Origin of the sequence: Methanohalophilus halophilus (genome assembly GCF_001889405.1) — an archaeon.
In the GTDB taxonomy this organism is placed as follows: domain Archaea; phylum Halobacteriota; class Methanosarcinia; order Methanosarcinales; family Methanosarcinaceae; genus Methanohalophilus; species Methanohalophilus halophilus.
Genome location: NZ_CP017921.1, coordinates 1359928 through 1380528, shown reverse-complemented (window position 1 = coordinate 1380528; position 20601 = coordinate 1359928). Strand labels below are relative to the sequence as shown.

The 20601-nt window shown below is 40.9% G+C and carries 18 protein-coding genes and 1 tRNA gene; 9 read left to right on the top strand and 10 right to left on the bottom strand.

What is annotated here, in order from left to right; translation table 11 throughout:
• Nucleotides 1-7 precede the first annotated feature (7 nt).
• From BHR79_RS07150 to BHR79_RS07135, 4 genes are all read left to right on the top strand, one after another.
• Nucleotides 8-1012 carry a potassium channel family protein gene (locus BHR79_RS07150; protein WP_072561701.1) on the top strand — a complete coding sequence of 335 codons (1005 nt, stop codon included), beginning with the start codon at nucleotides 8-10 and terminating at the stop codon, nucleotides 1010-1012.
• 13 nt (nucleotides 1013-1025) lie between these two features.
• Nucleotides 1026-1709: a potassium channel family protein gene (locus BHR79_RS07145; RefSeq protein ID WP_072561700.1), complete on the top strand. Its 684-nt coding sequence runs from the start codon at nucleotides 1026-1028 to the stop codon at nucleotides 1707-1709.
• 6 nt (nucleotides 1710-1715) lie between these two features.
• Nucleotides 1716-2489 (top strand): sulfite exporter TauE/SafE family protein, encoded by a 774-nt coding sequence (locus tag BHR79_RS07140; protein WP_072561699.1) that lies wholly within the window; start codon nucleotides 1716-1718, stop codon nucleotides 2487-2489.
• A gap of 56 nt (nucleotides 2490-2545) precedes the next feature.
• Nucleotides 2546-2644: transfer RNA gene (locus tag BHR79_RS07135), tRNA-Arg, on the top strand.
• Nucleotides 2645-2677: 33 nt separating this feature from the next.
• On the opposite strand, the gene pheT is transcribed toward BHR79_RS07135, so the two are convergent.
• Nucleotides 2678-4297 (bottom strand): phenylalanine--tRNA ligase subunit beta, encoded by a 1620-nt coding sequence (gene pheT / locus BHR79_RS07130; protein WP_072561698.1) that lies wholly within the window; start codon nucleotides 4295-4297, stop codon nucleotides 2678-2680.
• Nucleotides 4298-4489: 192 nt separating this feature from the next.
• Here pheT and BHR79_RS07125 point away from each other — a divergent pair, with 192 nt between their 5' ends.
• Genes BHR79_RS07125 through rnhB form a run of 3 tightly spaced genes read left to right on the top strand, consistent with a single transcriptional unit; the run spans nucleotide 4490 to nucleotide 9526 of the window.
• Nucleotides 4490-6643 carry a type II/IV secretion system ATPase subunit gene (locus BHR79_RS07125; protein ID WP_072561697.1) on the top strand — a complete coding sequence of 718 codons (2154 nt, stop codon included), beginning with the start codon at nucleotides 4490-4492 and terminating at the stop codon, nucleotides 6641-6643.
• A gap of 16 nt (nucleotides 6644-6659) precedes the next feature.
• The gene (locus tag BHR79_RS07120; protein WP_234970436.1) at nucleotides 6660-8864 is read left to right on the top strand and encodes a type II secretion system F family protein; all 2205 of its coding nucleotides are present in this window, start codon (nucleotides 6660-6662) and stop codon (nucleotides 8862-8864) included.
• 14 nt (nucleotides 8865-8878) lie between these two features.
• Nucleotides 8879-9526, top strand: coding sequence for a ribonuclease HII (gene rnhB / locus BHR79_RS07115; RefSeq protein ID WP_072561696.1), 648 nt, complete (start codon nucleotides 8879-8881; stop codon nucleotides 9524-9526).
• Here rnhB and purQ read toward each other — a convergent pair whose 3' ends face one another.
• From purQ to BHR79_RS07090, 5 genes are all read right to left on the bottom strand, one after another.
• Nucleotides 9527-10219, bottom strand: a complete 693-nt coding sequence (gene purQ / locus BHR79_RS07110; protein ID WP_072561695.1) for a phosphoribosylformylglycinamidine synthase I — start codon at nucleotides 10217-10219, stop codon at nucleotides 9527-9529.
• Nucleotides 10216-10467, bottom strand: coding sequence for a phosphoribosylformylglycinamidine synthase subunit PurS (gene purS / locus BHR79_RS07105; protein WP_072359950.1), 252 nt, complete (start codon nucleotides 10465-10467; stop codon nucleotides 10216-10218). Before purS ends, purQ begins: the two co-directional genes overlap by 4 nt.
• 67 nt (nucleotides 10468-10534) lie before the next feature.
• Entirely contained in the window at nucleotides 10535-11122 is a 588-nt protein-coding gene (locus BHR79_RS07100) for a CDP-alcohol phosphatidyltransferase family protein (RefSeq protein ID WP_200796366.1), read from the bottom strand.
• A gap of 79 nt (nucleotides 11123-11201) precedes the next feature.
• Complete coding sequence (locus BHR79_RS07095; protein ID WP_072561694.1) at nucleotides 11202-11453, bottom strand: tetratricopeptide repeat protein; 252 nt, start codon at nucleotides 11451-11453, stop codon at nucleotides 11202-11204.
• A 102-nt stretch (nucleotides 11454-11555) separates the two neighbouring features.
• Entirely contained in the window at nucleotides 11556-11828 is a 273-nt protein-coding gene (locus BHR79_RS07090; protein ID WP_072561693.1) for a tetratricopeptide repeat protein, read from the bottom strand.
• Nucleotides 11829-12226: 398 nt separating this feature from the next.
• Between BHR79_RS07090 and gpgS the strand changes: the two genes are divergently transcribed.
• Complete coding sequence (gene gpgS / locus BHR79_RS07085; protein WP_072561692.1) at nucleotides 12227-13459, top strand: glucosyl-3-phosphoglycerate synthase; 1233 nt, start codon at nucleotides 12227-12229, stop codon at nucleotides 13457-13459.
• Between the two features lie 96 nt (nucleotides 13460-13555).
• Here gpgS and BHR79_RS07080 read toward each other — a convergent pair whose 3' ends face one another.
• From BHR79_RS07080 to modA, 3 genes are read right to left on the bottom strand one after another with little or no spacing between them, the layout of a single operon-like run.
• Entirely contained in the window at nucleotides 13556-14599 is a 1044-nt protein-coding gene (locus BHR79_RS07080) for an ABC transporter ATP-binding protein (protein ID WP_072561691.1), read from the bottom strand.
• A gap of 21 nt (nucleotides 14600-14620) precedes the next feature.
• Nucleotides 14621-15409: an ABC transporter permease gene (locus BHR79_RS07075; RefSeq protein ID WP_072561690.1), complete on the bottom strand. Its 789-nt coding sequence runs from the start codon at nucleotides 15407-15409 to the stop codon at nucleotides 14621-14623.
• Nucleotides 15410-15457: 48 nt separating this feature from the next.
• Nucleotides 15458-16309, bottom strand: a complete 852-nt coding sequence (modA, locus tag BHR79_RS07070; RefSeq protein ID WP_072561689.1) for a molybdate ABC transporter substrate-binding protein — start codon at nucleotides 16307-16309, stop codon at nucleotides 15458-15460.
• Nucleotides 16310-16679: 370 nt separating this feature from the next.
• Here modA and BHR79_RS07065 point away from each other — a divergent pair, with 370 nt between their 5' ends.
• On the top strand, nucleotides 16680-17825 hold the full coding sequence (locus BHR79_RS07065) for a pyridoxal phosphate-dependent aminotransferase (RefSeq protein WP_072561688.1): 1146 nt from the start codon (nucleotides 16680-16682) through the stop codon (nucleotides 17823-17825).
• Here BHR79_RS07065 and BHR79_RS07060 read toward each other — a convergent pair.
• Complete coding sequence (locus BHR79_RS07060; RefSeq protein ID WP_072561687.1) at nucleotides 17815-20472, bottom strand: cation-translocating P-type ATPase; 2658 nt, start codon at nucleotides 20470-20472, stop codon at nucleotides 17815-17817. The genes BHR79_RS07065 and BHR79_RS07060 overlap by 11 nt on opposite strands.
• Nucleotides 20473-20601: the final 129 nt, after the last annotated feature.

Below are 20601 nucleotides of genomic sequence, written 5' to 3'. Positions count from 1 at the left end.
AATAAAAATGAAATTACCGGCCATGTGGAGGCGATCACTGTACCATTACCTGGGAATTTCCCTGGGAGTGGTCATCATAGATACGATCATCTTCCTCATGCTGGTAAATTATGAAGGGCAAACGCAGTTTTATAATCCAGTAGATGCTCTATATTGGGTAATTTCAACTACCACTACTGTAGGTTACGGAGACATTGTATTAACAAGTCCGATTGGCAAAATTTTTGCCATCTTCGTACAATTGAGTGGCGTAATCATGGTATTTGGCATTTTAATTACTTTTGTCATCACACCGTGGTTTGAAAAAGCCCTGAACATGCCCCTTCCAACAAAAGCACCGAACTCCTTTTCTTCCCATATAATCATTTGTGGCTACAACCGTTTAATGGAAACGCTCATAGATGAACTTGAGGACCAGAAAGTCAATTTCATAATCATTGAAGACAATGAAGAGATACTTCGAAGCCTTATTGAAAAAAAACTACCATGCATATACGGTAAAGCCACAGATGATGAAGCCCTGGAAAACGCCAGGGTTGACAATGCCCGCTTTTTGATAGCAAATCGCTCTGATGAGGAAAACGCCAGTATTGTCCTTACCGCTTCCAGCCTTGCAGATACTTACATAATAGCAGTAGCCGAAGATTCAGCAAATATCAAATACCTCAAATATGCAGGTGCAAATCGTGTAGTTTCCCCAAAACTTGTACTTGGCAGGTTCCTGGGAAAAAAAGCACTGGACCCCTATGTAATGGGGCTTGGTGGTGCAACTACATTTCTGGATGAATATAGCATTGTAGAACTTCCCGTATACCCTGCAAGTCAGCTTATTGGCAAATCATTCAATGAAGCAAATATCCACATGAAAACAGGAGCAAATATAATTGGATTAAGAAAAGAAGGTAAATTGTTCCTGAAAGTGGATGATGAAGAAATAATTAAAGAAAATACTGTACTGCTTGCAACCGGTACAATGGAACATTTGAGTGAATTAAAGGATCTTACAAAATGATAGGTGACTTGGAATGCAAATGGGTCATATAATCGTTCTTGGATACGGGGATGTGGGAAAAAGGATTGCAGAAGTACTTGACGAGAATGACATCCCTTTTGTCATTGTTGATTCAAAAGAGGACCTTTTCACGAGGCCGGATTTTGAATATATAGTGGGTAATGGTACGGAAGAAGAGGTACTCAAAAATGCGGGTATCGAGAATGCCTCTACAGTTATAATTTGCCTGAATCAAGATACAGATGTTATATTTGCCACTCTTATCTCCAGAGGGTTAAATCCGGAGTCCACAATCTTTTCCAGGGCAAATTCAGTTGAATCCATTGACAAAATATACAAGGCAGGAGCCGATTACGTCGCATCCCTTTCTATAGTTGCCGGCCAGATGCTGGCAAAAATCACTTCTGTTTGTTATGGGACCGGGGGATACTGTCCGATAGAAGACATAATGCTTTATGAGGGAACTGAAATTGAGCGTCATGTCGTGGGTCAGAACATGGGAGGAAAAACAATCAGCGAACTCGACCTGTATAATACTATCGGATGTCGTGTAATCGGATATATGCAAGGAGATACAAAAAAAATAGAAGAACTGGATGATTTAGTACTTGAACAGGGAGATGTCATATCTGTTGTAGGCACACGTGAGGATATTGCCCGCTTCAAAGCAAAATACAAAGATGTAAAGGATAAGTAAGATATAATGGCTGTAGATCCTTTTCTTCTTGCACTCCTTATCCTGGGACTTTCCTCCATTTTTGCATTATTGGGAATTGGAGGGGCAGTAATATATGTACCCCTCTTTTACTGGATTGGGATTGACCTGAGAATAGCAATTCCGCTTGCCCTTCTGCTTAATGTGACCACAGCCGGTTCAGCTTCATTTACATACCTGAAAAAGAAAATGATAGATTTTCATACCGCAATTCCTTTCCTTATCTTTTCAGTAATCGGAGCACCAATTGGAACACATATTGGCATGAGAGTTTCTGAGGAGACAATTCTCTTTATTTTCAGTGTTGTAATAGTTCTTGTCGGATTAAGCATGCTCATTAATGGCAAAAAACAAGCATACATATCAGACCCAGCAACCCACAGGAGACTGTTTTTGGGGTCGCTTGTGGGTATTGCGGTAGGAATATCCGCGGGAATGCTGGGTATCGGGGGCGGAACTTTCGTGGTGCCTCTGCTCCTTGGTCTTGGATACGGGATAAGGGAGGCACCTGCCACTTCATCGCTAATTGTAATGATCTCTTCACTGTCCGGCCTGCTCTCCCATCTAAACAACATCGAAATTTCTGGTACTACAATGATTCTATTTGCTACTGTCTCACTGATTGGAAGCCAGTTTGGCTCCCGGATTATGTATACCTCAAAATGGAATCTTGAAACCCTTTCCAGAAAATATTTCAAAAAAATATTCGGATTGATGCTTATAGTAGTTGCTGTATTGTTGCAATATCGTATCAGTTTCTAAATGCCGCTATAGAAAAGTTTAATAGACGTTATCACTATGATAAGGCTGCTTCCTGCGGGCCCGTGGGGTAGCCAGGATATCCTGATGGGCTTCGATGTTACCTAAAATAGGTACGAAGAAACCCATTGACTCGTGTTCGAATCGCGGCGGGCCCGTTCTCTACTAAATAGTAATTAAATATCAGTTAGTTATTCATCCAGGTTTATTTCAAAACCTACAACCGGTTGTCCAAGCCCGAAATTGAGTATGACTTGCGGATGAATTTCGCCCATTACACCCACTTTTGTATCGTTTACCAAAATATCTACTCTCCTGCCTTCAATAAATGCCGGGTCTTCTGATGGCTTGACTGAATAAGGGATGTTTCGCTCCATCATCATTGAATCAACGATTTCTCTTATTTCCTCGAAATTTGCCAGAGCATGGATAGAAGTAGCTGCCAGATGCAGTTTATTTGCACAATTTACGATAGCCTCACCGACCTCAAATATGCGCTGAGGCAGTTCATGATGCTGGTTCAGGGAAAGAATTTCCAGCTGGTTGGGCAGAAGGGTCGTGCGTATCATTGTCTGATCTTCACTGATGGGATGCATTACAGGTGTCACATCTTCTGTATGTGCCCTTCTCATATTATCAAAATGCACCTTCTCACTGGTAAGGGTGAACGGCATCACTTCAGAATATCCCAATCCAACCATAATCTCCCTGATACTATCCTGCAGCAGGGAAAGGGGGTGTGCCTCACCTGTTGTGGAAGTGGACGGGAATATTGCCTCAATGTTGTCAAAACCTACTGAAATTGCAATGTCTTCAATAATGTCATAATTGTGCAGAATATCTGCCCTGTAGGGAGGAATTTCTATCTCCACTGTATTGGTGTCTGCAGGTGATGCTGCATAGCGCATTTTTCTCAAATGGCCTGCCACTTCCTCTGATGTGAAGTCCATACCAACAAGGGATTTTACTTCATCCATTGAAATAATATGTTTTTCCGGTGAGAGATCAGGAGTTATTTTTGATTCCCCGTCGGGATAATTGATCTTAACAGATTCAATCCTGCCTCCTCGATCGGCAAGTGCAGCCACAACAATGTTAAGGGCTGTATAAACCTCCGCGCTCAGGCCTGTTACATCTATGAAAAGATCGGTGGTATTTTTGTCCACCATTGTTAGCGTTCCGTTTATAATAGGTGGGAAGGAAAGCACCTGATCCTTAGCATCAAGTATAAGGGGATATTTTGAATAGCCGTCAAGAAGATGGGCAAAACGTGTGCCTTTGGGATGTTTTTCAAGAATGTCTGCCAGGTTCATGGGTTCGGTGAAATCGAGAGGAACAAATTCCACTGATGGGTCCGCACCGATATACTTGAAAGGTGGTTTGATCCCGGAGAGGTCATGAACTCCGATGGATACTTTCTTACGATCTCTCCCCAATCCCCAATGCAGGGATTCCTGCAGGTCCATCAGGGATTTTATTGAGGATTCGGTGAATTTGACTCCGCGGACAATCGCACAAGCAAGCACAGGACGGATATTATTTATATCTTCATCCAGAGATATTTCAACATCTGAATCATTAATATCATATATTACAGGCCCTGTTTCGATATCCATAAACCCACGCATTGCTCTGGAAACACCTTCGACACTATATAGGTCGGGACGGTCGGGGAAGAATTCGATATCAATGGATTTCTCTTCAAGACGTTCGATATCTGCTCCGATCATGGGAACCCTATCTATTATGCTATCCCGGTCAGTACCTGTAAGTTTTTCAAGGTCTTCATAATCCAGTGTTATAATGGGCATGGGGATCTTCCGTAAAGTTGGTCTGTATGCTTGGAAAGTAATGGGTATCTAAGATTTAATGTTTTTCATGGATAGGACAGAGGAGAGTGATATCCATAACTATAATAATGATTATAATATTATTAATGATATATATGTACACTGCATTTAGGCCCATAATACCCATAAATAATATTAATTTCCGGTGACAAAATGAGTGATGAAGATTCCGTAAAAAGGGGCATGGATTATTCAAGCAAGAGAGATAATTCAAAGAACAATAAAAACTCATCCACTGGCAAGCAAGAAGAATCGGGAGTGATAGAACCAAAACTTTTCAAACCCGGATCCTTCCGTAAAAATGAAAAATCCTCTCAAAAAGATACCTTGTTTGTTAAAGAAAAACAGGATGAAATTATTTTCACACCTTCCAAAGGTGAAAAAACAATACGTAGAGATAATCCGTCTGCAAACGAAAATAATGAAAACCAAAGTAAACTATCCGGTGGAGAATCAAATACGTCCTATTCTAAAGAAAGTTTGCCAAATCTCTTCACTCCACATCCAGAAAACGAAACTGCTGACAAAGATATTGAAGAAATACAGGAAAAAACAACTGAATCCGATGAATCTGAAGACCTAAATGACAGCGGTATGATGAAGACGTCCTTATCTCAAGCTCCTACTGCAACTGATGACACGGAAAATTTATTGGAAAAGGAGCTGGAAGAGGAAAATAAAGAATCAGGCGAAGAGACTGATTCACAAACTAAAATAAAAAAGAGTTTCAAAAATATTAATTTCGTCCAGAAAATACGTAATCTCCTTGAAAGAGAAATAGAACCAATCGAACAGTATGACCCTGCTATCCATGGTCCCATTACATATTTTGAAGGGATAGCAAATTATGAAGAAATTGAGAGATATTGGCTTGATGAGCCATTTTGTTTTGTAGTTATTCTTTATAATGAACTCCTCAATGATTATCTGTACCAGATCGTTGAGCCAAAATTGGATGAATTTGAAGAAGTTTTCCTGACAGAAATAAAGGATCGTTTGCGTGATGTTTTACTCGTGGAAAATATTGACAGACTGGCGGACAAAGAAAAGATACTGGAAGATAAGATACTGATCATCCTTACGGATTATGCTATAAAATTTACCCCTCTGATGTTGGGAAAAATCATTTATTATGTAAAAAGGGATTTTGTCAGACTGGGGAAAATAGATCCACTGATGTATGACGATGGAATAGAAGATATATCAGGTAATGGACATGATAAGCCTGTTTTTCTCTACCACAAAAAATACAGCAATATTTCAACTAATATCTACTTTGATGAAGATGAACTCAATTCTTTTATAATCCAGCTTGCTCAAAAAAGTGGTAAACATATATCTGTAGCCGAGCCAATGATAGATGCTACAATGCCTGATGGGTCCCGTATCCAGATGACTCTGGGTACAACTGTAACCACTCACGGCAGTACATTCACCATCCGTAAATTCAGTGAAACCCCGATTACACCAATTGACCTTCTTGAGTGGGGCACCTTCTCTGCAGCAGGAATGGCATACCTGTGGCTGTGTATTGAAAATAATAAGAGCCTTATATATGCAGGAGGCACGGCTTCAGGTAAGACTTCATCATTGAATGCAGTCTCCCTCTTCATACCAGAAAAGGCAAAAATCATTTCCCTTGAGGATACAAGGGAACTTAAATTGCCGCACATTAATTGGATACCGGGAGTAACCAGGGATTCATTTACAGCAGATGAAAGGGGAGCTGTTGACATGTACGACCTGCTGAAAGCGGCTTTGAGACAGAGACCCGAGTACCTGCTTGTAGGTGAGGTGAGGGGCAAAGAGGCACTGACGTTGTTCCAGGCAATGTCTACAGGCCATACCACATTCTCCACGATGCATGCTGATTCTGTGTCATCGGCAATTCACAGGCTGGAGAATCCTCCTATAAGTGTACCCAGGAATATGATCCAGGCCCTTGACATAATGAGTATTCAGGCACAGACATTTTCAGCAGGCAAACGTGTCAGGAGGAACCTGAAGCTTGTGGAGATCACCGATATAGATCCAAATACTCGCAATATTCGAACCAACGACATATTTACCTGGGATTCATCTACTGATTCCTTCAGGCATACAGGCAAATCCAAAGCATTGAATGATATAAAGCTACGAAGAGGCTGGAAAGAAGAAGATATAAAGCGAGAACTGCAAACCCGGCAAGATATACTTGAATATATGTTGGACAATGGCATAAGGGACTTTAAAGAGATTGCTACCATCATTAAAGAGTACCAGGCAACACCTGAAAAGACCCTTACCAGATTTGGAATGGATAAATGAAAGTGGTGGGATAAGCTTGGATGGATCACAAACTGAAGAAAATGACGCCCCAGTTGAATCTAATTCAACCGGGAAATCTGCGAATCCTGTCAATAAAACATCCCGCCTGACTCAAACCAATAAAATATCGCTCAAACAAAAAATAACAAATTCTTTCAGACATTTGAAAACACGCTTCAAGTTAAACAGGAAAAGCAATTCAGAGAAAGATTATGGTCAGATTGTTTTTGAACTTGCCAGAAAAATTCCTTTTGCCTTGCTGGGAGAAAGGGTTAAGGAAAAAGGCGACAGTTATTCAAACCTTCAGCTCCAGCTCAAACAGGCACGAATTCCTGTGTCTTATGAGATGTATGTATCAGCAGGGATATTTTATTCTGTTGTTGCCGGGTTTTTTGGGGCATTGCTGGGACTTTTATTTGCGTATCTTATTTTCACGATCATAGGATTACCTGATCAGCTCACCGGCATTCAGATCAATTCATCTTTTGAATGGTTACTGGCCTACAGGGATATTATAATAGGCTTTTTTATTGTAGTTTTCCTGACACTTGTGCTGGGAGGTATAACTTATGTTCTTTTCATGTTTTATCCTGCATTCCAGGCTGGCGAAAGGAAAAATAATATCGATCAACAGCTCCCCTATGCAGTAACTTTTATGTACGCATTAACAAGGGGCGGGATGAATATCCTGGATGTATTCAAATCCCTTGCAAAAGCGGAAGATACCTATGGGGAAGTGGCTGTTGAAGTCGATACCATTGTGAAGGATATGGAATATTTCGGACATGACATCAGAACCGCACTGACAAATATATCCAGCACTACCCCTTCAGACCGGTTTCAGGATTTGATATACAATCTTGTTACAATTATAGATAGTGGAGGAGATATTGCAAAATATTTCCAGGATAAATCAGACCAGTATTTGCAGAAAAGTATGGTGGACCAGAAAGGTTTCCTGGAAACACTGGCGTTGCTTTCTGAATCATATGTAACTGCATTTGTGGCCGGCCCACTGTTTATAATAATAATGGGAGTTATGATGATAATAATGGGTTCCGGTTCAAAGTCAATGGTGTATGCAATCATATATGCTGTCCTACCCATCGGTTCCCTCATGTTTGTTGTTATGATAAGCATAATAACACCTGGCGAGCTCGGGGAACCAAAGTTACTCAAGACCAATGATACATATGATCACGGAATTCCCGAAGTACCCCTACATCTCCAGCCGGTTTATGACGAAAACGGGGAAGTTATAGATGAAAATGAGGACAAAGTACAAAAACGCGGATATTTTGAAAGTTTCATCAAATCAAAAAAGGGCCTTCAATATAAGAAATATATAAGGAATCCTTTAAAGCCAATGCTTGAAAAGCCCGAATATACACTGATTATAACGGGCCCGATTGGTGCATGTATAATAATAATTCCTCTCCTGCTCAATATGAATGATGGCGGATTACCCACCGGGATAATTGATTTTATCGATGATTATCTTGTATTTGGATTTTTTGCAACAGTTGCCCCCCTGACAATATTCTATGAAAAGAAAAATCGGCGCAAGAAGAAGCTGGAACAAAATATTCCGGACCTGTTGAAAAAACTGGCCAGCACTAATGAAACCGGGATGACCTTACAGGATTCAATAAAGCTTATGTCAAGAAAGGAGACTGATACTCTCAGCAAGGAAATAAAAAAGGTATGGAGGGATATTTCCTGGGGAGTAAATATAAATGACAGTCTTGTCAGGTTTGCAAACCGACTGAGGACGCAGGTTGTGGCAAGGTCATTTACCCTTATTACCAAGGCCAATGAGTCCAGTGGAGATATAGGCCAGGTTTTACTTGTAGCATCACGTGATGCATCATCTGAACAGGATATGAAACGGGAACGTTCAATGAGCATGATGATTTATATAGTGATTATCTACATTGCTTTTCTTGTCTTTGTAGGTGTTATCTATGTAATATCCACTACCTTCCTGACAGAAATGGCAGATGCGGGTGCAAAAATGGCTGCTTCTGGAACACAGGGAAGTTTCCTTTCGAGTTTTAACCTGGATGAGTATACGAGATTATTCAAACATGCCTGTCTGATACAGGGACTGAGTTCCGGCCTGATGGCAGGAGCAATGGGTGAAGGAAAAGTCCTTGCCGGATTGAAACATTCAATAGTGATGATGACAATTGCATATGCTATCTTTACTTTGTTTATCTGAAGATGAGGATAACTATGAAAATTGCAGGAATCGATGAAGCTGGCAAAGGACCGGTAATCGGATCAATGTGTGTTGCCGGTGTTATTATAGATGAATCAAACATAAACGCCCTGAAGAACCTGGGTGTGGCTGACTCAAAAAAACTGTCCCCTAAAAAAAGGGAAAATCTCGCCCGCCAAATACGTAAATATGCCGATGGGATCTTTATTCAGGAAATAGAAGCCTGCCAGATAGATGAACTACGCAACATAATGAGCATGAATGATATCATGGTAAGGGGTTTTTCTAGTGTCCTCGAAAACCTGAAACCCGATCTGGCATATGTAGATGCTGCAGACGTGAACGCAGAAAGGTTCGGCAATAGACTTCTTGCTGCATATGAAAAGAAACATGAAGGAGAAAAAAGTCCAGAAATTATTTCCGAGCATCGTGCCGATGACATATACCCGATAGTATCTGCAGCATCCATTATTGCAAAAGTCAGAAGAGATGAGCTTATCGGAAATATCAAAACAGCTATCAATGAAGATTTTGGAAGCGGTTATCCATCAGATCCCAAAACCAAAAAATTCCTTCAGGAGTGGATGGATAAAAATGGAAATTTACCTGATTTTGTCAGGCATTCCTGGAAAACCGCTGCAAAAATAAAAGGAAGCAAATGATTATTTCCGGCCAGTTTCAACCATCGACTTAAACATCAAAAGACCATCATCAGAACCTATAATTGTCTCCGATGCTCTTTCGGGATGTGGCATCATACCCAGTACATTGCCCGTTCTATTTGTGATGCCTGCAATGTTATTACGTGAACCGTTTGGGTTGACAGCTTCGGTGGGATTGCCGTTTTCATCTACATATCTGAATACAACCTGATTGTTATCCTCCAGCTGTTGCAGGGATGCGTCATTATGGTAGTATTTGCCATCCTTATGGGCAATCGGGATGCGGATTATCTGACCTTTGTCATACTTTGAAGTAAAAGGCGTATTCGTATTTTCCACCCTCAGATACGACCATTCACATTTGAACTTGGGATAACTGTTTGTTGTGAGGGCGCCATCAAGCAGACCTGATTCAGTGAGTATCTGGAAACCGTTGCATATCCCCATCACTGACTTGCCATCATCAGCCAGTTTTCTCACGGCATCCATAATAGGTGTCCTTGAAGCAATAGCACCTGATCGCAGATAGTCACCATATGAGAAACCACCCGGGATTACAGCGGCCTCATAGCCATCGAGTTTTTCCTCTTTATACCAGACAAGTTCGGCTTCGATTCCAAGTACATCCTGCAAGACATGCAGGACATCATTATCACAATTGCTTCCACCGAACTGTATGATGGCAACGGTCATTCTATTTCCCTCAGGTCAATCGAGTAATCGTGAATGATAGGGTTTGCAATCAGTTTCTGACACATTTGGTCAACAAGTCCACGGGCATTTTCTTCTGATTCTGCATTAAGTTCAATGACATACCTTTTGGTGCTTTTAACACTCTCTGTATTATAGCCCAGGTGTCCCAGAGCACGCTTAATGGTAGTTCCTTCAGGGTCCAGCATACCGGCCTTTAGATTGATGGTGACTTCTGCCTCATATAGCATAATAATCCTCAGCTGTGATTGTAAAGTAGTCCAACCTAGACATAAATGATGTGTTATATAATCTCTTCTATAGACGCTGTTTTGCCCCCATTACCCGCTGTATAAAAGTAATATGGGTCAGGATTGCAATAAGTGCAAGTGCCTGCAGGAGGAAACCTGAAAGGGCGCCGATGATCAGAATTATAATTCTTTCTGATCTTTCTGCCACCCCTATATCAAGTTTGGATGCACCTGCCGCTTCGGCACGTGCACGTGTGTAACTGACAAGATATGAACCGATCATTGCAAACATACACCAAATCCACCCTTCTATAAAAAATCCGCTCCCTTGGATTGTGTTGTTTATAAAACCATAAATCAAGCCTGCAAAAACAATAGCATCTGCATAACGATCACATACCGAATCAAGTACCCCCCCAAAAGCCGATGTTGTACCACTTACACGTGCAACGGCCCCATCTAAAACATCAAGTACCCCTCCAAGAATTAAAAAAAGGGCACCGTATAAAAGATCGCCTTTTGCGAATTCAAAAGCTGCCAGAAAACTTACAAAAAGCCCAAGGTATGTGATGGTGTCGGGAGAAAGGGGGATCCTGGATGCAAATGGCAATACAGAATGACGTATAGAGTTTTTTAAATTACCCAGTATTTCCATCCCTCTTCATAAATTGGTAGTATGATCGTAGAGATATTGGGATTTCACATATATAAAATTAAACACAAATAATGGGTCCTTAGTAATTGGATGTTTGTTTTTTTTGCTGATTAAGGAGGGATATTGCTTTTTTCAGGTAATTTTTTGCTTCTTCACACTCCGGATCAAGATTTAATACATGAGAAAAACATCGTGTCGCTTCATCATATGCTCCTTTTAAGAAATGTGATATCCCCCGACAGTTCCACAAAATGGTTCTCTTTTCAGAAGAATCAGTTTCCCTGACATTTATATGTTCATAACACATAAGGGCCTCTTCATATTTTTCCATACTACAGAACATCATGCCTTTATTCAGCCATGCATTATCATAATCTGGATCAATCCCGATGGATCTGTCAAAACATTCAATCGCTTTTTCTGGCTATTTCAACTAGGAATAAACTATGCCTCTATTGTACCAGATATCGGGATTATTCCCATTAAGTTCAAGAGCATTATCAAAACAACGAATAGCTTCCTGGTATTCTGTCAGATCACTGTGAGCTATACCTTTATTTGTCCATACAAGAGCAATCGCTTCGTTATCCCAGATAAGAGAATCTTTTTCCACTTCGAGAACGCGTGAGTAGCAACGAATCTTGTCTTCAGGATATTCGGCATGAAAACCAAGCTGAAACCATTTTTCTGCCGCCATTCCTTCCATTTATAGTGTGCTCCTGACCACGCCAGATATTAAATATAAATACAAATATAAGGTTATTCGTAGTATAAAATACTTATTATCTATTACATATAATCATTCAAAAAGGACAGCACGAAAGTTCAACTTTGTAGAATTTACAACCATATATCCAATGCAATCTACTATCATACTTTTCTGAAATACTGACGTGATATAACTGGCAAATTTATATTCTGCGCCTTTCTTATTGGAGATTGCAGGGAAATAGAAAACTATAAATTTTTTGGCTCCATTATATAGAGCAAAAATGGAATTATGAATAGACGTCCAATCACTGATTCAACTTTATGGAGGGGGTGAATCAGGATAACAAAAATATATTCATAGTACAAAACATAATCCATAAATGGGGGTATTAAATGGATTTTCATCAAGAGGATATTACTACAATACATGATTTTTGCATTGATATCAATAAACTTGAAGAAAAAATCAAGCAACTTGAACAAAAGCGACCTACTTGCCTGATCATACCGATATTATACGAGGAAGTCGAAAAACTTCCCCTCCAGCAAATCGTGGAGGCATTAAATAAATGTGACTGTGTTAAACAGATAATTATTCCAATGGCAGCTGATAATCCTGAAGAATACAGAAAAGCTGCACAATTTTTCAGCCAGTTAAAAACCGACCATATGCTCATATGGTGTAATGGCAAAAGGGTCCAAAAGATCATTGATGAGATGAAAGAGATTGATCTTGACCTTACAGGTTTCCGGGGCAAGGGTATGGATGCCTGGTTGGGCCTGGGTGTTGCCAGCCTGAATTCTTATGCAATTGCCCTGCATGATGCGGATATTGTCAATTATACACCTGCCATTCCGTTAAAACTTCTTTACCCTATAGTCAGCCGTGATCTGAATTTCTTTTTCAACAAAGGTTATTATGCAAGAGTGAACCTGGACAAAAAAACTATGCATGGACGTGTTTATCGTCTTTTTGTCCAGCCCTTGATGGATACCCTACACAAGGAACTGCGATGTGATTCAGAAATCCTGGACTATTTCAGATCTTTCCGCTACACCCTCTCCGGTGAATTTGCAATGACAAGCGATCTTGCGCTCAATATAAGAATCCCGGCCGATTGGGGACTTGAAGTCGGATTGCTTGCAGAAGTCTACCGCAATGCCACTTTCAAGAGGGTATGCCAGACAGACCTTGGATTTTACGATCATAAACATAAAGAACTTGGCCAGGACCGCACTGAAGGCCTCTGCAAAATGACCGGCGATATTTTCTCAACACTTCTACGTATAATCACAGAATCATCAAGTACTCCCATATCCCATCCACTTTTGCATAGTATACAGGTGAAATATAAGAGAAGAGGACAGGACCTTATTAGGAAATATTATACGGATGCCCTTTTCAATGACCTCAACTTTAATCGCCACGAAGAGGAAACTTATGTGGATATGTTCTCAAAGGTAATCATGAAATCCGGGGAAGAATATCTCGATAACCCCCATGATATGTTGTTGCCAGACTGGACAAGAGTCCTCTCCGCAATACCTGACCTCAGAGAACAAATATGTTATGCAGCACGCGAGGATGCCAGGGAATTCAACGGACATGTTTTTGAATATAAGTAACGTTAAAAATCTAATTGAAAAATAAAGATAGCAGTGTATTCTTTGTCATTTTATATACTTTTACATGGCACTGATTCCTTTTTTTATTTTTAAGAATTAGATTATATGCACGGCAGACGCACTGAAAGTCAGATAGACTTCCCTTCCAATTGAAAGTTCCATATCATCATATGTTCTTTTAGTAAGTACTACCCGGAAGGGTATTCCAGCATTGATGATAACGTTAACAATTGATTTCATTCTTGTAGCTTGGGTAAGTACACCTGAAAATGAATTCCGGGCACTGGATTCAATTGGGTTTATCGAAACCAGTATGTTTTCCGGCCTAATAGAAATACTCACATCTCCTGATTTAAGAGTGCTTGAAATTATTTTAAGATCATTAACATATATTTCTGTAAGATTATCCTGAATGAATGCTTTACCATGAAACAGATTTTCCACACCCACAAAGTCGGCAATAAATCTGGAATTGGGCCTGTTAAAAACTTCTTCTGCTGTGCCGACCTGCAGGATTTTTCCATCATGCATGACAGCTATTCGGTCAGCGAGGCTAAACGCCTCTTCAAAACTATGTGTAACGTGAATAGTTGTTGTCTTTTTCAACTGATGTATCCTTAACAATTCCTGTCCGATTCTGTCCTTTGTTCCTGTGTCAAGTGATGAAAGTGGTTCGTCAAGCAACAATAATTCGGGTTCGGTGATAATTGCCCTTGCGATTGCAGTCCTCTGTTTCTCCCCACCACTTAATGTTAAAGGCCGCCTTTCCAGCAGATGAGATATTCCAAGCATTTTAGCAGTATTTTCGACCATTTCTGTAATTCGTGATTTCTTAAAACCTTTGTAATGCAGTCCAAACTCAATGTTCTTTCGCACATCCATATTCGGAAAGAGCATGAAATCCTGATAAACCATGCTGATGTTCCTTTCTTTGGGAAGCTGGGAACTTATTTCTTTTCCGTTAATAATTATGGATCCATTATCAGGTTTATAGATTCCTGCAATTGTTTCCATAAGGATTGTTTTACCAGAGCCGGTGGGCCCCAATACGCAAAAATATTCCCCTTCCTCTATGTTCAAATCTACAGCTTCAAGTGCGAAATTACCAATTTTTCTTGAAAGGTTTTTTGTTTCTATCATCTTTTATCCGCACACCCCCGCTCAATATAGGGTTGCCATTCCACCCTTGCGTTCAAATAGATAAAGTGTGATTCCTGATATACATATCAATATTGTAGCCGCTGCAATGGCAAGGTCCAGTTCTCCTGAGGACATGTTAAGGTAGAGGGCAATGGGCAATGTTTCAGTTTTCATTCTGGTGGCACCTGCAAGTATCAATACAGCTCCAAATTCTCCCATTCCCTTTGCCCATGTGATCACGGAACCTGCAAATATGCCGTTCTTTGCAAGGGGCAATGTTGTTTTAATAAATGCCTGAAAAGGTGTGCAACCCAAAGTCTGGGCTACATGTTCATATCTTGGATTTATGCTTTCAAATGTTGAACGCAGTATCCTTATCATCAGTGAAATATTCACGGTGAACTGGGCGATAATTATTCCAGCAGGCGTGAATACAAATTTAAGTCCCATATTTGCAAGGTAATGACCGGTAGTAGATGTCCCAAAAATCAGCAGTAATCCAAGTCCTGACACAATTGGAGGCAATGCAAGGGGCATATCAAGTATTGTGTTGATAAGTGTTTTCAGAGGGAAATCATACCTGGCAAGTGCATAGGAAACGGGTATAGCAACGAATATGCACATAAGGGTAGATAATGCAGCCGTTAGAAGACTGAGTTTTATTGAAAATCTTATTTCTGGAGAGACAATGTTGGCAGTAAGGTTACTGATATCGGAGTGAGTGACTATTTCAAAAATTAGTGCAAAAATAAAAAGTACAAGCAGAAGCATAAGAAGCAATGTTATTTGCTTGAATCCTATCTTTTTCATAGAATAACTCCTGCGTCAATTTAACGGATAACTTACATTTCAACCAATTCAGTTATTTTCTAAATATGCATACTTTTCATCAGGATAGGTGGTAAATCCATATTTTTCAAAAACTGCTTTCCCTTCACTGGAAACGATAAAATCTACAAATTTGTTTGCAGCTTCTTTATCTGTGGAAAAATTGAGTGTACCGATTGGTATTATTTTTACGATATTATCTTCTTTCGGTATCTCGACTACATTGAAACTCTCGTCATTTATCACAAGGTCCTCCCAGACTATGGATGCATCTGCCTGAGCCAAGGAAACATAGGTGACAAGTTCGTTCACAGTGGCGCCTCTTGCAATGACGTTTTCCTCGACATTGCCATATATTCCTTTTTTAGTCAGCATTTTCTGGCAGAGAACGCCTATGGCTGCGGCTTGAGGGTCTCCAAGTATTATTTTTGTATCCTCATTTGTGAAGTCACTTAAATTATCGATCTCTGCAGGGTTTCCTTTTGGTGTCACAATCACAGGTACATGGTAAGCGACTTTATCTATATTATCAATCAGCCCTTTTTTGGAAGCAACATCAAAATAATAGGTTGCACCGGGCATGTAAATATCTCCTTCACCTGTGAGTTCCATCTGTGTCAGGAGCGTATTGGAACCTGCATAATTGTATTGTACAACAATGCCGTATTCATCTTCAAACAATTCTCCAATATCCTCCATTGGCTGGCGCATCCCAGCTCCGCAGTAGACTAGGAGAGGAGTATTGCTTACCTTTCCTTCTGAAATAAGATTATTATTCCTTGAATCCTGATCTTTTATCTTGCTTTCTGGATTTCCAACACATCCGAGACATAATATGCAGCAAAGAGATATTGCAACAACTTTTAAAATTGAATCCTTCATTCTACACCCTCTCACAAATTATGATTTTGACCTATTCTATGAATTGACAAATATTGTTTCATCCTGATTATGACAACTACGCGTTATGTATCACCAAACATAACGGTATACCTATTCTTTTTTGCTATATATATGTACCTGATATCCCGGAAGCAATTCGATTCGGATATGCGAATTCCTTACTTCATTATAGAAGTGAGACAATTTTTACAGTTCCTGTATCTATGAAATTTTGTCTTATTTATTGTAAAAATAGTTAAATATATTTAATTAAAAATAAAATCTTTATCTCCGTCCATATCCAGAAACAGGTTTCCCGAAGGGATTGAAAAGTTAGGTTTAAATAACAAATACAGAGCATACCATTATCATGATATCCCAAAAAGTAGCAAACATACCACCTTTTTACGTTATGGAGGTACTGGAAAGGGCCCAGCAGCTCGAAGCACAGGGTAAAAGTATTATTCATCTGGAGATTGGAGAACCGGATTTCCCCACCGCCCCACATATATGTGAAGCTGCCCGCAATGCCCTGGATGCCTGCAATACAACCTACACACATAGCCAGGGGATACCCGCACTAAGAGAGGCAATAGCTGACGACTACAACACACGTTTTGATCTTGATATCGATCCTTCTCAGGTAGTTGTCACTTCAGGCACAAGCCCGGGTTTGATGTTGAGTTTCATGGCTCTTGTTGATGAAGGAATGAAGGTCGCTATGTCAAATCCCCACTATGCCTGTTATCCCAATTTCGTCAAAGCCATTGGAGGCAAGGCAGTCCTCGTTCCTACAAAAGAGGAAGAAGGCTACTGCCTGAATTCTGATAACCTCTCGGCAAATATTGATTCTGATACAGCTGCTATTCTCATGAATAGTCCTTCCAATCCTGCAGGTTACCTGATGCCAGCAAAAGAGATGCAGGCAATCGCTGAGGTGGCAGGGACGATTCCTATAATCTCCGATGAGATTTACCAGGGACTTGTTTACGGGGATGCAAAAGACCACAGCATACTGGAATACACGGATAATGCAATCGTACTCAATGGTTTTTCCAAAAAATACTGTATGACCGGCTGGAGACTGGGATACATGATCGTACCCCCTAACATGATCCGGTTGATCCAGAAGATGCAGCAGAATTTTTTCATATGCGCCAACAATTTTGTCCAGCACGCAGCAGTTGCAGCGCTCAAAGGTCCACAGGACCATGTGAAATCAATGGTTGAGACCTATGACAAACGTCGTATTTACATGCTGGAAAAACTCAAAAATATCGGTTTTGGTGTTAATTACGCCCCAGATGGTGCCTTCTACATTCTGGCTGATGCACGTAAGTTTACCGGGAATTCACTTGAATTCAGCAGACAGGTTCTGGAAGAAACCGGAGTGGCCATCACACCTGGAATCGACTTTGGGTCCTGCGGAGAAGGCCACGTTAGATTCTCTTATGCCAACAGTTTAGAAAATATAGAAAAAGGAATGGAAAGACTTGATGCTTTCCTTAACGGGTAATCTTGCTGCTTTGGCGCTTACGCAACATCTTTTCTGTTTCGATCACAAAGAACACAGAACTGGCAATTATTACTATAATTACCCAGTCAACGAGTCTTAAAGGTGCTGTGTCAAGGATACTATTAATCAACGGGTTATAGGTTATCAACAATTGTAGCAGGATTACCACAATCACCCCGGCCAACATTGACATGTTGGAAAATAGCCGGCCAAATATATTTTCATAAATGGATTTTGAACTGAAAAGGTAGAAAATCTCAAAGAATACGATTGTATTCAACGCAATGGTTTGTGCTGTAGCTACTGAGGTTTTCTGATCATTGATTTCAAAGAAGAACAACAGGAATGTTGCTGTTACCATCAGAAGGGCAACTAAAACGATTCTTTGCTTTATAACCGGCAGTAAAAGCGGCTCTTCGGGAGGACGTGGATGTCTTCTCAATAACAGGGATTCCTTCGGTTCAAAGACAATTGGTACACCCAGACAGATTGCTGTTACAGTATTAATCCACAATATATGTAGAGGCAATAGAGGAGGATTGGTAATTCCCAGCAGCACCGCAGCCATTACAGCAAGCCCCTCAGCGGCATTGGTGGGCAGCGTCCATAAAATCACCTTCTGGATTTTGTCGTAAACATCCCTGCCTTCCTCCACAGCATTTACAATGGAAGCAAAATTATCATCTGCAAGTACCATGTCCGAGGCCTCCTTGGCGACCTCTGTACCGGATTTGCCCATTGCAACTCCAATATCTGCCCTTTTGAGAGCTGGTGCATCATTTATTCCATCACCTGTAACAGCCACAACCTCTCCTTGCTCCTGCAGCAACCTGACAATACGTGATTTATTTTCCGGGGAAGTACGCGCAAAGACAGAAACCTGTTCTAATTTTTCATGCAGGTGCTCATCCGACATGCTATCAAGTTCTGAACCTGTAAGTACACCTTCTGTGGTAATCCCAAGTTGATTTGCGATACTGTGGCCTGTGAGTCCATGATCCCCCGTTATCATGATTACACGGATACCGGCTGTATTACATTTTTTGATGGCATCCTTGACCTCTTCCCGGGGAGGATCACGCATTCCCTGCAGCCCCAGGAAAATAAGATCATCGATATCCTCTTCCTTTAATTCTTTCCTGTCAGTTCCCACTTCCCGGTATGCCATGGCAATAACCCGCAGGCCTTCAGATGCCATTTGTGAAGCAGCTTCAAGTATTTCGCTCGGATCAAAAGCCTCATCATCTCCGTACTTTGAGGAACACATCCTAATTATTGTTTCAGGTGAGCCTTTTACAAAAATTACATTGGATTTTTCATCCTTTTCATGCAGGGTTGCCATAAATCGCTTTTCAGATTCAAAAGGCAGTGAATCAATACGAGGCAAATGGAAAGACGATGCTTTCAAAGCGGATACCAACAATGCCCCTTCTGTGGGATCACCAACAACACCTCCTTCTTCACGCAGATACGCATCGTTACACAGGGAACCTGCCTTGAGGGTCTCCATCAAGGAACCATAATCATAAGGGGAAACTTGCACTCCTTCGCTGGCAAAGTCCCCTCTGGGCGAATAGCCTTCACCTGTAACCTCAAACCAGCCTTCAGAGGTGTATATGGTTGTTACGGTCATTTGGTTCATAGTCAGGGTGCCTGTCTTATCGGAGCATATTACAGTAGCTGACCCCAATGTTTCCACTGAAGGCAGGTTCCTTATGATGGCATTCTTTGATGCCATGGATTTTACCCCTATGGCCAGTGATATGGTGATAAGAGCTGGCAAACCTTCAGGAATAGCCGCAACTGCAAGACTCACTGAAGCCAGAAAGATTTCCAGGTTCTCAAAGCCCTGCAGACGTCCAATAATAAATGTCAGGACCGAAACAAAGAGGATTACAACAAAGAGTAATTTCCCCAGATGGTTTATGTTTCGTATAAGGGGAGTGGAAAGACTTTCCGATTCCTTGATGAGTTCTGAGATCTTGCCTATCTCGGTACGAGGCCCGGTTGCCACCACCACACCATATCCAACACCCTGCGTTACAAGAGTGGCTGAGAAAGCCATATTTTTCTGGTCTGCAAGTGGTACATCCTCACCGGAGATGGTTGTGGTTTTCTTTTCAACAGCCATGGATTCGCCGGTAAGAGCTGATTCATCGATACGCAGGTTCTTGACCTGGAAAAGCCTTACATCGGCAGGCACCCTTGCACCGGCCTCAAAGAGCACCACATCCCCTACCACCAGTTCTCGACTGGGGATGACTTTGCGCTGCCCATTGCGCAGTACAGTAGCTTCGGGACGCATCATTCGGGCAAGGGATTCCAGAGCGTTTTCAGCCTTTTTTTCCTGCACAAAACCAATTATTGCATTGGCCAGGACCACGCCGGCAATCACAGCAGTATCTGCATATTCATTTAAGAAGAACGTGACTATTGCAGCAGCGATTAACACATAGATCAACGGGCTTGCAAATTGCCTGGCAAAAAGATACAGTGGACCATGTTTCTTTTTTGCCTCAACTTCATTGTACCCATAAGTAGATAATCGGAAAGATGCTTCATCTTCGCTTAAGCCTTCCTTATTGCTTTCAAGGAGAGAAAAGGTCTCCTCTGCATTAGCACGATACCACTTAACCTCCCCACTCATAAAAAAAGGAATGGAATTATGGAGTTAAAGATTTTGTGATTGAATAAACCTCTCCCCAGAAATCCCCATCTGAATAATAGGTTAACATTGATATCTTTATCAATGTTTGTATAAGTAACTGAAATATGC